The 13,882-nt window shown below is 64.8% G+C and carries 11 protein-coding genes; 10 read left to right on the forward strand and 1 reads right to left on the reverse strand.

Going from position 1 to position 13,882, the window contains the following annotated elements; all coding sequences use genetic code 11:
* The first annotated feature begins 79 nt into the window (after nt 1-79).
* The 4 genes from C8C94_RS22830 to C8C94_RS22845 all read left to right on the forward strand — a co-directional run bounded on the left by C8C94_RS22830 (nt 80) and on the right by C8C94_RS22845 (nt 4,723).
* Nucleotides 80-1,660 (forward strand): ABC transporter substrate-binding protein, encoded by a 1,581-nt coding sequence (locus C8C94_RS22830; protein ID WP_029413932.1) that lies wholly within the window; start codon nt 80-82, stop codon nt 1,658-1,660.
* A gap of 131 nt (nt 1,661-1,791) precedes the next feature.
* Nucleotides 1,792-2,703, forward strand: coding sequence for an ABC transporter permease (locus C8C94_RS22835; protein ID WP_055398531.1), 912 nt, complete (start codon nt 1,792-1,794; stop codon nt 2,701-2,703).
* Between the two features lie 26 nt (nt 2,704-2,729).
* Nucleotides 2,730-3,716 carry an ABC transporter ATP-binding protein gene (locus C8C94_RS22840; protein ID WP_121422335.1) on the forward strand — a complete coding sequence of 329 codons (987 nt, stop codon included), beginning with the start codon at nt 2,730-2,732 and terminating at the stop codon, nt 3,714-3,716.
* Nucleotides 3,713-4,723 (forward strand): ABC transporter ATP-binding protein, encoded by a 1,011-nt coding sequence (locus C8C94_RS22845; protein WP_121422336.1) that lies wholly within the window; start codon nt 3,713-3,715, stop codon nt 4,721-4,723. Before C8C94_RS22840 ends, C8C94_RS22845 begins: the two co-directional genes overlap by 4 nt.
* A 153-nt stretch (nt 4,724-4,876) precedes the next feature.
* On the opposite strand, the gene C8C94_RS22850 is transcribed toward C8C94_RS22845, so the two are convergent.
* Nucleotides 4,877-5,797 carry a LysR family transcriptional regulator gene (locus tag C8C94_RS22850; RefSeq protein ID WP_056745237.1) on the reverse strand — a complete coding sequence of 307 codons (921 nt, stop codon included), beginning with the start codon at nt 5,795-5,797 and terminating at the stop codon, nt 4,877-4,879.
* Nucleotides 5,798-5,958: 161 nt separating this feature from the next.
* Here C8C94_RS22850 and C8C94_RS22855 point away from each other — a divergent pair, with 161 nt between their 5' ends.
* The 6 genes from C8C94_RS22855 to C8C94_RS22880 all read left to right on the forward strand — a co-directional run bounded on the left by C8C94_RS22855 (nt 5,959) and on the right by C8C94_RS22880 (nt 13,845).
* Nucleotides 5,959-8,085 (forward strand): 3-hydroxyacyl-CoA dehydrogenase NAD-binding domain-containing protein, encoded by a 2,127-nt coding sequence (locus C8C94_RS22855; protein WP_121422337.1) that lies wholly within the window; start codon nt 5,959-5,961, stop codon nt 8,083-8,085.
* Between the two features lie 102 nt (nt 8,086-8,187).
* Nucleotides 8,188-9,363 (forward strand): acetyl-CoA C-acyltransferase, encoded by a 1,176-nt coding sequence (locus C8C94_RS22860; RefSeq protein ID WP_121422338.1) that lies wholly within the window; start codon nt 8,188-8,190, stop codon nt 9,361-9,363.
* A 44-nt stretch (nt 9,364-9,407) separates the two neighbouring features.
* The gene (locus C8C94_RS22865; protein WP_121422339.1) at nt 9,408-10,616 is read left to right on the forward strand and encodes an acyl-CoA dehydrogenase family protein; all 1,209 of its coding nucleotides are present in this window, start codon (nt 9,408-9,410) and stop codon (nt 10,614-10,616) included.
* 10 nt (nt 10,617-10,626) lie between these two features.
* Nucleotides 10,627-11,760 carry an acyl-CoA dehydrogenase family protein gene (locus C8C94_RS22870; protein ID WP_121422340.1) on the forward strand — a complete coding sequence of 378 codons (1,134 nt, stop codon included), beginning with the start codon at nt 10,627-10,629 and terminating at the stop codon, nt 11,758-11,760.
* 4 nt (nt 11,761-11,764) lie between these two features.
* Complete coding sequence (locus C8C94_RS22875; protein WP_121422341.1) at nt 11,765-12,601, forward strand: oxepin-CoA hydrolase, alternative type; 837 nt, start codon at nt 11,765-11,767, stop codon at nt 12,599-12,601.
* Complete coding sequence (locus tag C8C94_RS22880) at nt 12,598-13,845, forward strand: CaiB/BaiF CoA-transferase family protein (protein ID WP_121422342.1); 1,248 nt, start codon at nt 12,598-12,600, stop codon at nt 13,843-13,845. Before C8C94_RS22875 ends, C8C94_RS22880 begins: the two co-directional genes overlap by 4 nt.
* Nucleotides 13,846-13,882 lie beyond the last annotated feature (37 nt).

Genomic DNA, 13,882 nt, shown 5'->3' on the forward strand with positions numbered 1-13,882 from the left:
GTCCAGCCAGCCTGCCCATTTGCACTACCGCGCCACGGCCCAACCCTTTCACCCCGCTTTCCCCAACCTGGAGGTTTCCATGAAATTCCATAAAAAAATCGCTCTGACCGCTCTCTTTACCGCGTTGGCGGCGGCGAGCCTGGTGGCCCAAGCTCAGACCATCCGCATCGCCAACCAGGGTGACTCGCTGTCGATGGACCCCCACTCGCTCAATGAGTCGCTGCAGCTGAGCGTCACCGGCAACGTCTATGAGCCGCTGGTCGGCCGCAACAAGGATCTGAGCCTGGCGCCTGCCCTGGCGACGAGCTGGAAGCAGACGTCGCCCACCGTGTGGCGTTTCGAGTTGCGCAAGGGCGTGCAATTCCACGACGGCACCCCTTTCACGGCCGATGACGTGGTGTTCAGCTTCGGGCGCACCCAGGTGGAAGGCTCGGACATGAAGAGCTACACCAACGACTTCAAGGAAGTGCGCAAGATCGACGACCACACGGTCGAAATCGAAACCAAGACCCCCTTCCCGATCCTGCCGGATGTGATCTCGCTCGTGTACATGATGAGCAAGAAGTGGTGCGAGACCAACCAGGCCCTGGGCCCGGTGGACCGCCGCAAGGGCATCGAGAACGCCGCCTCGTTCCGTGCCAACGGCACGGGCCCCTTCCGCCTGCGTGAGCGCCAGCCCAACGTGCGCTCGGTGTTTACACGCAACGGCAGCTACTGGGGCAAGATCGAAGGCAACGTCAGCGAAGTCGTTTTCACCCCCATCGGCAACGATGCGACCCGTGTGGCCGCCCTGCTTTCGGGCGAGGTGGACGTGATGGAACCCGTACCCGTGCAGGACATCGAACGCGTGAACGGCAGCGCCAACACCCGTGCCATCACCGGCCCCGAACTGCGCACCATCTTCCTGGGCATGGACCAAAAGCGTGACGAACTGCTGTACTCCAACGTCAAGGGCAAGAACCCCTTCAAGGACAAGCGTGTGCGCCAGGCCTTCTACCAGGCCATCGACATCGAAGGGATCAAGAAGACCGTGATGCGTGGTGCATCCAACCCCTCGGCCCTGCTCGTGGGTCCCGGCATCAATGGCTTCCAGCCTGACGCGAAGCGCCTTCCCTACGACGTCGAAGCTGCCAAGAAGCTGATGGCCGAAGCCGGCTATCCCAACGGCTTCGAAGTGGCCATGAACTGCCCGAACGATCGCTACGTGAATGATGGCCGCATCTGCCAGACAGTGGCCGCCAACCTCTCGCGCATCAACGTCAAGATCAACCTGCAGGCCGAAACCAAGGGCACCTACTTCCCCAAGGTGCTGCGCCGCGACACCAGCTTTTACATGCTGGGCTGGACGCCCGCCACCTACGACTCGCACAACGCGCTCAACGCCCTCATGCGCTGCGTGGATGACAAGGGGTCCGGCCAGTTCAACCTGGGCGCCTACTGCAACCCCAAGGTCGATGAGCTGACACTCAAGATCCAGGCCGAGACCGACAAGGTCAAGCGCAACGCGATGATCAAGGAAGTCTTCGATCTGCACGCGGCCGATGTAGGCCACATTCCCCTGCACCAGCAAGCGCTGGCCTGGGGCGTGGGCAAGAACGTCAAGCTCGTGCAGCTGGCCGACAACTTCATGCACTTCAAGTGGATGAGCATCACCAAGTAAGAAGGGGCGCAGAAGTCCCTACGTTAGTCGATCGCAGAGAAAAGAGAGAACGACCGGTTCTTTGAAAGTCCACACCAACGCATGGCCGCTACCCGGGCTCTGCGTTGGTGCTTGTTTACTGGTTTCCCACAATGAAAACAACCCTTGCCCGCTGGTTTGACAGCGATGTTGGCTACAGCTTCCGCACATCGCCCATGGCGATGGTGGCCGCTGCCATCGCGCTGATCTGTGTGTTCTGTTCGGTATTTGCCGGATGGGTCGCGCCCCATAACCCCTTTGACCTGGCCACGCTCGAACTCAGCGACGCGCGGCTGCCCCCGGCCTGGAGCGCCGAAGGCTCCATGAAGTACCCCCTGGGCACCGACGACCAGGGCCGGGACATTCTTTCCGCCCTCATCTATGGCGCGCGCATATCCCTTGTGGTGGGCCTCGCATCGGTGGTGCTCTCCGTGGTGGTGGGCGTGGCGTTTGGACTGCTGGCCGGCTTTCGCGGTGGCTGGATCGATGCCGTGCTCATGCGCCTGTGCGACGTGATGCTGTCGTTCCCCGCCATCCTGGTGGCGCTGCTGATTGCGGGTGTGGGCCGTGCGCTGTTTCCCAACGCGCACGAGTCGCTGGCATTTGGTGTGCTGATCATCTCCATCTCGCTCACGGGCTGGGTGCAGTACGCGCGCACGGTGCGCGGCTCCACCCTGGTCGAGCGCAACAAGGAATACGTGCAGGCTGCCCGCGTGACGGGCGTTTCGCCGCTGCGCATCATGCGCAAGCACGTGCTGCCCAACGTCATGGGCCCTGTGATGGTGCTGGCCACCATCCAGGTGGCCACGGCCATCATCACCGAGGCCACATTGTCCTTCCTGGGCGTGGGCGCACCGCCCACCTCGCCTTCGCTGGGCACGCTGATCCGCATCGGCAACGACTACCTGTTCTCCGGCGAATGGTGGATCACCGTGTTCCCCGGTGCCATGCTGGTGCTGATCGCCCTGAGTGTGAACTTGCTCGGCGACTGGTTGCGTGATGCCCTCAATCCGCGCCTGCGCTGAACAAGAACAAGAAAAGCGATATCCCCATGAGTCTCCTAGAAGTCAAAAACCTCGTTGTCGAATTCCCGGGCCGTCGCGGTACCCTGCGCGCCCTGGACGACATTTCCTTCTCCATTGCACCCGGCGAGATCCTGGGGGTGGTGGGGGAGTCCGGCGCGGGCAAATCGCTCACTGGCGCTGCCATCATCGGCCTGCTGGAGCCCCCGGGCCGCGTGGCATCTGGCCAGATCCTGCTCGAAGGCCAGCGCATCGACAACCTGAGCAATGAGGAAATGCGCCACATCCGTGGCCGCCGCATCGGCGCGATCTTTCAAGACCCGCTGACCTCGCTGAACCCGCTGTACACCGTGGGCCGACAGCTCACCGAAACCATCCTGGCCCACCTGCCGGTCACGCCCGCCGAGGCGCGCCAGCGTGCCATTGCGCTGCTGCAAGACACCGGCATTCCGGCCGCTGCAGAGCGCATCGACCACTACCCGCACCAGTTCTCCGGTGGCATGCGCCAGCGCGTGGTGATTGCCCTGGCCCTGGCGGCCGAGCCCAAGCTCATCGTGGCCGATGAGCCCACCACGGCGCTCGACGTGTCCATCCAGGCGCAGATCATCACGCTGCTGAAAAACATCTGCAAATCGCGCGGTGCCGCGGTGATGCTGATCACCCACGACATGGGCGTGATCGCCGAGACCTGCGACCGCGTGGCCGTGCTGTATGCCGGGCGCGTGGCCGAGATCGGCCCCGTGCACGACGTCATCAACAAGCCCTCGCACCCGTACACCAGCGGCCTCATGGCCTCCATCCCCGACATGACGGTGGACCGTGAACGCCTGAACCAGATCGACGGCGCCATGCCCCGTCTGAACGCCATTCCCCAGGGCTGTGCCTACAACCCGCGCTGCCCCCAGACTTTTGACCGCTGCATGACTGATCGCCCCGACCTGATGGACGCAGGCTCCACCCGCGCCGCCTGCTGGCTGCACGCTGGTGCCACGACAAAAACCGAGGTGACCGCATGAGCGCAGCAATGAAAAGCAAGGCTTTGGTGCAGGCGCACGACCTGGCCAAGACTTTTGACGTGTCCGCCCCCTGGCTCAACCGCGTGATCGAGCGCAAGCCCCGCACGCTGCTGCATGCGGTGGACGGCGTGAGTTTCGAGATCGAAAAAGGCAAGACCCTGGCCCTGGTGGGTGAGTCCGGCTGCGGCAAAAGCACCGTGGCGCGCCTGCTGGTGGGTTTGTACGAGCCCACACGCGGCGGCCTCACGTTTGACAACCAGGATGCGCACGCCGCCTTCAAGGGCAACGACGCCAAGGCCATGCGCCGCCGCATCCAGATGATCTTCCAGGACCCGTATGCCAGCCTGAACCCCCGCTGGCTGGTCGAAGACATCATTGGCGAGCCGCTCAAGGAGCATGGCCTCATCACCGACAAGGCTGAGCTCAAGCAGCGCGTGGGTGAACTGCTCAAGTCCGTGGGCCTGTCGCCGCTGGACATGGTGAAATACCCGCACCAGTTCTCCGGCGGCCAGCGTCAGCGCATCTCCATCGCGCGCGCCTTGGCCACCGAGCCCGAGTTCCTGGTGTGCGACGAGCCGACGAGTGCGCTTGACGTGTCGGTGCAGGCCCAGGTGCTCAACATCATGAAGGACCTGCAGCGCGAAAGGCACCTCACCTACCTGTTCATCAGCCACAACCTGGCCGTGGTGCGCCACGTCAGCGACCAGGTCGGCGTGATGTACTTGGGCCGCCTGGTGGAGCTGGCCGACAAACACACGCTGTTCGACACACCGCGTCACCCCTACACCCGCATGCTGCTCGATGCCATCCCCAAGATGCACGACACCGGCAAGGCCCGCACCCCCGTGCAGGGCGAGGTGCCCAACCCGCTGAACCCACCACCCGGTTGCGCCTTCAACCCCCGCTGCCCGCATGTGAACGACCGCTGCCGCACCGAGCGCCCCCAGCTCAAGAGCATTGGTGGCATCCGCATTGCGTGCCATGCGGTGGAGGAAGGGCGGATCTGATGCCAGCCGCCACGCGGGTTTGCTGACGCGCGGCGGAGGGACTCATCCGGCATTGCTACTGTCGCAGTAGCGATTGCTATTAATAAAATAGCTGCTAGCGCAATGAATACCTGCGCTTGCGGCTATTTTTTCTTGTAAACGCGCAGAAGATGCTCATCCTGGCTCCGCAGTCACTCCTTGGCCGGCTGCCGGCAGGGCCCGCCCCAGCAGGTAGTCAATGCAGGTGCGCACCGCACGCGTCTGGTGGCGGTTGGGCATGTAGAGCATGAACATCTGGGTGCCAAAAATGCTCAACCGCCAGTCGTCCAGCGTGGTCAGCACTTCCCCACTGGACACGGCGTCCTGCACCACGTAATCCGGTACCAGCCCTACGCCCAGCCCTGCCAGGATGCCTTGGCGCAGAAACGGAAAGTGCTCCGAAATGAGGGTGGGCTCCAGCAGGGCTTCCTGGCGCTGGTCACCCCGGTACCCGCGCAGGCGCAGCTGCTTGCCCACCACCCCTGCGGTGATCACCGGCGCGGCCTGCAGCGCTTCAAAGCTTTGGGGCAGCCCGTGCGCCTCGGCGTACCCCCGCGATGCGCAGGCGATGTAGCGCACGCTGCCTAGGTCGCGCGCCACCAGCGTGGGTGGGGGCTCGGGCATCACGCGGATGGCGATGTCCACCTCATCGCGAATGAGGTCGTCCACCCGATTTTCAAAGCGCACATCCAGCACGATGCCAGGGTACAGCCGCTTGAAGTCGATCAGCCAGTCTGACATCACCATCTGCCCGTAGCCACTGGGCACGCTCAGGCCCACGCGGCCCTGCAGGCCCTGGCCCAGCGTGGCAATGGTCTCGCGCGCGGCCAACATCTCGTTCTGAATGGCGCGGCCATGGGCATACAGGCGCAGGCCCACCTCGGTGGGCTCCACCCGGCGCGTGGTGCGGCGCACCAGCTGCACACCCACTGACTTTTCGAGCTGGTGCAGGTGGTAGCTGACGTTGGCACGGGACATCTTCAGGTTGCGGGCGGCCTGGCTGAGGTTGCCGGCATCGAGGATGTCGACCAGCACGGTGAGGGAGGTGAGTTCCATTGAACAGGGAGGTGGCGCGGGATGCCGTTGCGGGGGTGTTTGTCAAAAGGCGTTTGACAGTCTGTCAACGGGCTATGTAATTGTCAAGATAACTTCACGCATCAACAATCACCGAGTCATTCACAGGCAGTCAATAGCCATCGACCAGGAGACTTTCCAGCATGGGCGCCGCCATTCCCGCATCTTCCGTTGTCACCACCGCGCTGCAGGGCGATGTGCTTGTCGTCACCATCGACAACCCACCCGTCAACGCCCTGGGCGCCGCCGTGCGCCAGGGCCTGTTGGCCGCCATGCAGCAGGCGCAGGCCGACGCCGCAGTGGCGGCCGTGCTGCTGGTGGGCGCTGGCAAGGCCTTCATTGCCGGGGCGGATATCCGCGAATTCGGCAAGCCACCGGTTGCCCCCATCCTGCCCGAGGTCTGCCGCGCCATCGAAAACCTGAACAAGCCCGTGGTGGCCGTGCTGCACGGTGCGGCGCTGGGCGGCGGTCTCGAAGTGGCTCTGTCAGCCCATTACCGCCTGGCATTGCCTGCCGCTACGCTGGGCCTGCCCGAGGTGAACCTGGGCCTGCTGCCCGGCTCGGGAGGCACCCAGCGCGCCCCGCGCTTGATGGGCGTGCAGGCCGCCACCACCCTCATGCTCAGCGGCCAGCCCCTCAAGGCCCAGGCCGCGCTGCAGGCCGGGCTGGTGGACAAGCTGGTGGAAGGCACCGACCCGCTGGCCGCAGGCCTGGCCTACTTGCGCGAACTGCTGGCTGCCAATGCCCCCGTGCGCCGCACGCGTGACCTGGCCATTGCCGAGCCGCAGGCTGCACTGGCCTGGCTGGACGCACAGAAGGCTGAGACCGCCAAAAAGTCGCGCGGCCTGTTCTCACCCCTCAAGATCATCGAATGCGTGCAGGCCGCCGTGCAGCTCCCGTTTGACGGAGGCTTAGCGCGCGAACGCGCCCTGTTCATGGAATGCATCGACAGCCCGCAGCGCGCCGGTCTCATCCACGCCTTTTTTGCCGAACGCGAGGTCGTCAAGGTGCCCGAAGCCCAGGCCACACAGCCGCGCCCCGTGGCCAGCATTGCCGTCATCGGCGGTGGCACCATGGGCGCGGGCATTGCAGTGGCAGCCCTCGATGCCGGCTTGCCGGTGACCATGATCGAGCGCGATGCCGAGTCCATTGCCCGGGGCCGCGCCAATGTTGAAAAGGTCTACAACGCCCTGGTTGCCAAGGGCCGCATGACCGATGCCGCCCAGGCCGCCGTGATGGCGCGCTACACCGGCAGCACCGACTACGCCGACATCGCCCAGGTGGACCTGGTGATCGAGGCCGTGTTTGAAGACATCGAAGTCAAGAAGGCCGTGTTCCGCGAGCTGGACCGCGTGTGCAAGCCCGGTGCCGTGCTGGCCACCAACACGTCCTACCTCGACATCGACGCCATTGCCGCTGCCACCGGCCGCCCGCAGGATGTGATCGGCCTGCACTTCTTCAGCCCCGCCAACATCATGAAGCTGCTGGAGATCGTGGTGCCCGCCAAGGTGGCGCCCGATGTGGTGGCCACGGCGTTCGAGCTGGCCCGCAAGCTGAAAAAGGTGCCTGTGCGCGCGGGCGTGTGCGACGGCTTTATCGGCAACCGCATCCTGGCCGTGTACAAGCAGGCCGCTGACTACCTGCTGGAAGACGGCGCAAGCCCCTACGAGATCGACGCTGCCGTGCGCGGCTTTGGTTTTGCCATGGGCCCATTCCAGGTGACAGACCTGGCCGGTGGAGACATTGGCTGGGCCACCCGCAAGCGCCGCGCTGCCACGCGCGACCCCAAGGCCCGGTACGTGGAGATTGCCGACCGTATCTGCGAACGCGGCTGGTTTGGTCAGAAGACCGGGCGCGGGTTCTACCTGTACCCCGACGGTGCCCGCACGGGCCAGCCCGACCCGGAAGTGCTGGCCATAGTGGATGCCGAGCGCGCCAAGAAGGGCGTCACCCCCCAAAGCTTTACCGCCGACGAGATCATGCGCCGCTACATGGCCGCCATGGTCAACGAAGGCGCCAAAGTGGTGGCCGAAGGCATTGCCCTGCGCCCGCTGGATGTGGACGTGACCTTTGTCGCGGGCTACGGCTTTCCGCGCCACCGTGGCGGCCCCATGAAGTGGGCCGACATGACGGGGCTGGACAAGGTGCTGGCCGACATCGAGGCCTTTGCCAAGGAAGACCCGCTGTTCTGGAAACCCTCGCCTTTGCTGGTGCAACTGGTGCGGGAAGGGCGCAACTTTGACAGCCTGAACCAGGCTGAAAAGAGCTGAGCCTGCCTCGCGATTCGATTTTCAGATTCATCAAATTCAAATCATTTTGGCCTCTAGCGCTTGATTAATAAGCGCAAGCAGCTATTAAATCAGGAGCAAATCATGCGTGAAGCCGTCATCGTTTCCACCGCCCGCACCCCGCTGACCAAGTCGCACCGGGGCGAGTTCAACGCCACGCCCGGCCCGCAGCTGGCGGCCTTTTCCGTCAAGGCGGCGGTCGAGCGCTCGGGCATCGACCCCGAGCTGATCGAAGACCTGGTGATGGGCTGCGGCTACCCCGAGGGCATCACGGGTAAGAACATTGGTCGTCAGACGGCACTGCGCGCCGGCTTGCCGCTGTCGGTGGCGGGCATGGTGGCCAGCCGGTTTTGCGCATCGGGTCTGCAGTCGGTGGCGATTGCCGCAGGCCGCATCGTGGCCGAGGGCGTACCCGCCATGGTGGCCGGTGGGGTGGAAAGCATCTCGGCCATCCGCGCAGGCAACCCGGCAGACATCGACCCCTGGCTGCAAGAGCACAAGCCCGACCTCTACATGGCCATGATCGATACCGCCGACATCGTGGCCCACCGCTACGGCATCAGCCGCGAAAACCAGGACCTGTTCTCGCTGCAAAGCCAGCAACGCACCGCCGCCGCACAGCAAGGCGGCGTGTTCGCCGACGAGATCGTGCCCTGCACCACGCGCATGATGGAAAAGAACAAGGAGACCGGCGAGGTCACCTACCGCGAGGTGACGGCCACGCACGACAACTGCAATCGCGCCAGCACCACGCTGGAAGGCCTTGCCAAGCTGGAGCCGGTGAAAGGTCCGGGCCAGTTCATCACCGCAGGCAACGCCTCGCAGCTGTCCGACGGCTCCAGCGCCTGCGTGCTCATGGAAGCGAAAGAAGCCGAGCGCCGGGGCCTGCAGCCCCTGGGCGCGTTCCGTGGCTTTGCGGTGGCCGGTTGCGAGCCCGACGAAATGGGCATTGGCCCCGTGTTTGCCGTGCCCAAGCTGCTGGCGCGCCACGGCCTCACGGTGCAGGACATTGACCTGTGGGAGATGAACGAAGCCTTTGCCTCGCAGGCCCTGTACTGCCAGCGCCGCCTGGGCATTCCGTCCGAGCGGCTGAACGTGAACGGCGGAGCGATTGCCATTGGCCACCCCTTCGGCATGACCGGCGCGCGCCTGGTGGGCCACCTGCTGCTCGAAGGCCGCCGCCGCAAGGCCAAGTACGGCGTGGTGACGATGTGCATTGCCGGTGGCATGGGCGCTGCAGGCCTCTTCGAAATCTTCTGACCGTGCGCCACACCACCGAACTCTGAAACTGCAAGCGACCCGATATGGACCTGAATTTCACTCCCCAAGAGGAAGCCTTCCGCGCCGAGGTGCAGGCTTTCTTGAAAGCCAAGCTGCCCGAACGCATCGCCACCAAGGTCAAGGCCGGGCAGCGCCTGTCCAAGGCCGACCAGGATGAGTGGCACGCCATCCTGAACGAGCGCGGCTGGCTTGCCAACCACTGGCCCGAAGCCTATGGCGGCCCCGGCTGGGGCGCGGTCGAGAAGTTCATTTTCGACACCGAATGCGCGCTGGCCGGTGGCCCGCGCATCGTGCCCTTTGGCGTGAACATGCTGGGCCCGGTGCTGATCAAGTTTGGCAACGAAGCGCAGAAGCAATACTGGCTGCCGCGCATCCTGAGTGGTGAGGACTGGTGGTGCCAGGGCTACTCCGAGCCCGGCGCGGGCTCGGACCTGGCTTCCGTGAAGACCACGGCAGTGCGAGTCACGGACGAAACAGGTGACCACTACATCGTCAACGGCCAGAAGACCTGGACCACCCAGGGCCAGCACGCCAACATGATCTTCTGCCTGGTGCGCACCGACCGCGAGGCCAAGGCGCAATCGGGTATCAGCTTCTTGCTGGTGGACATGCAATCGCCCGGCGTGGAGCTGCGTCCCATCCGCACCCTCGATGGCGACAAGGAAGTCAACGAAGTGTTCTTCACCGACGTGAAGGTGCCCGTCGAAAACCTGGTGGGCGAGGAAAACAAGGGCTGGACGTATGCCAAGTACCTGCTGACCTACGAGCGCACCGGCATCGCAGGCGTGGGCTTCTGCATTGCCGCACTGGCCAAGCTCAAGGTGGTGGCCGCCAAGGTGATGAAGAACGGCCAGCCGCTGGACCAGGACCCGCTGTTTGCCGCCCGCATGGCCCAGGTCGAGATTGACCTGGAGAACATGAAGACCACCAACCTGCGCGTGATTGCCGCCGTGGCAGGTGGCGGAGTGCCGGGGGCTGAAAGCTCCATGCTCAAGATCCGTGGCACCGAGATCCGCCAGGAGATTTTGTCGCTCATCCGCCGCGCTGTGGGCCCGTATGCGCTGCCGTTCATCGAAGAAGCGCAGTACGAGGGCCATGCCGATGAACCCGTGGGCCCGAAGGAGGCAGCGACGGCCGCCGCCAACTACTTCAACTACCGCAAGCTGTCGATCTTTGGCGGCTCCAATGAAATTCAGAAGAACATCATTTCCAAAATGATCCTTGGTTTGTGAGGTTGCCGCGATGAACTTTGAACATACCGAAGACCGCCGCATGCTGGCGGACACCCTGAACCGTTTTGTGGCCGAGCAGTACGGGATCGAAATCCGCAACCACATCGCCTACGGCGACAGCGGCATGGACGCAGCGCTGTGGGGACGCTTTGCGGAGCTGGGTGCGATTGGCGCGCTTTTCCCCGAGGCCGATGGCGGCTTTGGCGGTGCGGGCTTTGATGTGGCCGTGGTGTTTGAAGCCCTGGGCAGTGGCCTGGTGGTCGAGCCGTTTGTGGGTGCACTCATGGTGGGCCGGGCATTGGGCCTGGCGGGCAGCGCTGCGCAAAAGGAACACATCGCCAGCATCATCGACGGCAGCACCGTGGTGACCCTGGCGCACGAGGAAGCCGGCGCGCACTACGCACTGAACCGCGTGACCACCCGCGCCGTGCGCAATGGCGACGGCTGGTTGCTCACCGGCCACAAGGCCGTGGTGCTGCATGGCGACCAGGCTCAACTGCTGTTGGTCAGTGCCCGCACAGCGGGCGCCGTGGACGATGAAGAGGGTATCTCGCTGTTCCTGGTGCCCGCCGATGCCGCGGGCCTGAGCCGCCGTGGCATGGGCCGTGTTGACGGAGGGCGTATGGCTGAAATCACGCTGCAAAACGTGCAAGTCGGCGCCGGCGCGCTGGTGGGCTCGGAAGGCCAAGGTTTTGCCACACTGGAACATGCCGCGGGCTGGGGCATTCTGGCCGTGTGCGCCGAGGCGCTGGGAGCCATGGATGTGGCCAAGAAGCAAACGCTGGAATACCTGCAAACGCGCAAGCAATTTGGCGTGCCCATCGGCAGCTTTCAGGCCCTGCAGCACCGCATGGCCGACCTGCTGCTGGAAGTGGAGCAGGCACGCTCTGCCGTCATCAATGCGGCTGCAGCCATGGACAGCACCGACCGCACCGAGCGCGAACGTGCGCTGTCCGCCGCCAAGGTCACGATGGGCCGCATTGGAGCGCTGGTGGCTGAGGAAAGCATCCAGCTGCACGGCGGCATTGGCATGACGTGGGAGCTGCCGCTGTCGCACTACGCCAAGCGCCTCGTCATGGTGGACCACCAGTTTGGCGATGAAGACCACCACCTGGCGCGCTTTATCGCGCTGGGCCGGAGCTGAAGCCATGGAGCAGCCACTGCCTCTGCTGCAACGCCGTGAGGGCGCGGTGCTCGTGCTCTCCAACAACAACCCTGCCGCGCGCAATGCGCTGTCGCCCGCGTTCTATGCAGCGCTGACCGAGGCACTGGCACAGGCCGAGGCCGACCCCACAGTGGGCGCCATCGTGCTCACGGGTGAAGGCGGGCACTTTTGCGCGGGCGGCGACCTGCGCCAACTGGCCAGGCGGCGCGAGCTGCCCGTGGAAGAGCGCCGCGCCAAGCTCGAAGGCCTGCACGACCTGATCCGCACCGTGCGCGATTGCCGCAAGCCGGTCATTGCCGCGGTGGAGGGCGCTGCGGCGGGCGCCGGCCTGTCGTTGGCGCTGGCCTGCGACATGCTGGTGGCTGCGCGTAACGCCGTGTTTTCGGTCGCGTATGTGAAAGTGGGTCTCACGCCCGACGGCGGTGCTACCGCCTTCCTGGCCGAGTTCGTCTCGCGTCAGGTGTTGACCGAGCTGTGCCTCACGGGCGAACGCATCTCCGGCGAGCGGCTGCATGCGCTCGGCCCCGTCAACCGTCTGGCCGAGCCGGGCGAGGCACTCGCCCAGGCCGTGGCCCTGGCTGCGCAAGTTGCCACCGGGCCTGACACCGCGATGGCGAACATCAAGGCCCTGTGCCGCAGCGCCTATGTGCAGTCGCTGGCTGACCAGCTGGAGCTGGAGGCACAGCTGATGGTGATGTCACAGGCCACCGAAGAATCCCGCGAAGGCATCGCTGCGTTTCTGGAAAAGCGCCCCGCCGATTTCGCACGCTTGCGCCAAGCCGCTGCCACTGCCGCTACCCAACCCGACACTACGAAATGACCACTACAACACCGACACCCCCGCTGCCCGAGGGCATGGACTTCCCGCTCGACGGCGTGCGCGTGCTCGACCTCTCGCGCGTGTTTGCCGGGCCGCTGTGCGGCCAGGTGCTGGCCGACTTTGGCGCTGACGTCATCAAGGTGGAGCACCCCGGCCGGGGCGACGACACCCGCGACTGGGGCATGCGCATCGGCAAGACCGAGACCACCTACTACAACAGCATGAACCGCAACAAGCGGTCCATCACGGTGGATTTGCAGACGCCCGAAGGCGTGAAGATCATCCGCGATTTGCTGCCGCAGTGCGATGTGGTGATCCAGAACTTCAAGACCGGTGGTGCCGAGAAGCTGGGCCTGGGCTACGAGCAGCTCAAGGCCATCAAGCCCGACCTCATCTACTGCTCGGTGGCGGGCTACGACAGTTCCGGCCCCGAGGCCAAGCGACCCGGCTACGACCTGGTGATTCAAGGCGAGGCCGGGCTGATGGCGCTGAACGGCGAGGCCAGCCAGCCACCGCTGAAGTTCGGCGTGGCTGCCGTGGACATGATGACCGGCATGTACGCGGCGCAGGCCGTGCTGGCCGCGCTGTTTCGCCGCAGCACTACGGGCAAGGGCCGCCACATCGAAATGGCGCTGTACGACTGCGGCCTGATGATCACCGGCTACTACGGGCTCGACGCCATGCTGCTGGGCCACGACCCGCAGCGCTACGGCAATGCCCACCCGTCCATCGTGCCCTACGGCATGTTCGAGGCACAGGATGGTCCGCTCATCATCGCCGTGGGCAACAACAGCCAGTTCGACAAGTTCTGCCGCCAGGTGGTGATGCGCCCGGATATCGTCGAAGACCCACGTTACGCCACCAACGTCGAGCGTGCCCGCAATCGACTGACCCTGTTGCCCCAGATGAAGGCGCTGATCGCCAGCTTCCCGCGTGATGTGCTTCTCGAACGCCTGAGCGCTGCTGGCATCCCTTGCGGCAGGGTGGCCGGCCTGCACGAGGCGCTGACCAGCGAGCGTACGCGCCGCGGCGGCCTGCTGCAGGAAATGCCCCACCCCGTGGCGGGCACTACGCATGTGTTCGCGCCGCCTTATCGACTCGATGGGCAGCGCCTGCCCATCCGCAACGCCCCGCCCACGCTGGGCGCCGCCACGCGGGAGGTGCTGCAGCAACTGCTGCAGCTGCCCGAGGCAGAGCTTGAAGCCCTGCGCGACAAGGGCGTGCTCACGCTTCCATCGCTCTAAATACTATAAAAATAATAGCTTTAATCGCTTGTTGGGT

Origin of the sequence: Acidovorax sp. 94 (assembly GCF_003634645.1) — a bacterium.
GTDB lineage: Bacteria > Pseudomonadota > Gammaproteobacteria > Burkholderiales > Burkholderiaceae_C > Acidovorax > Acidovorax facilis.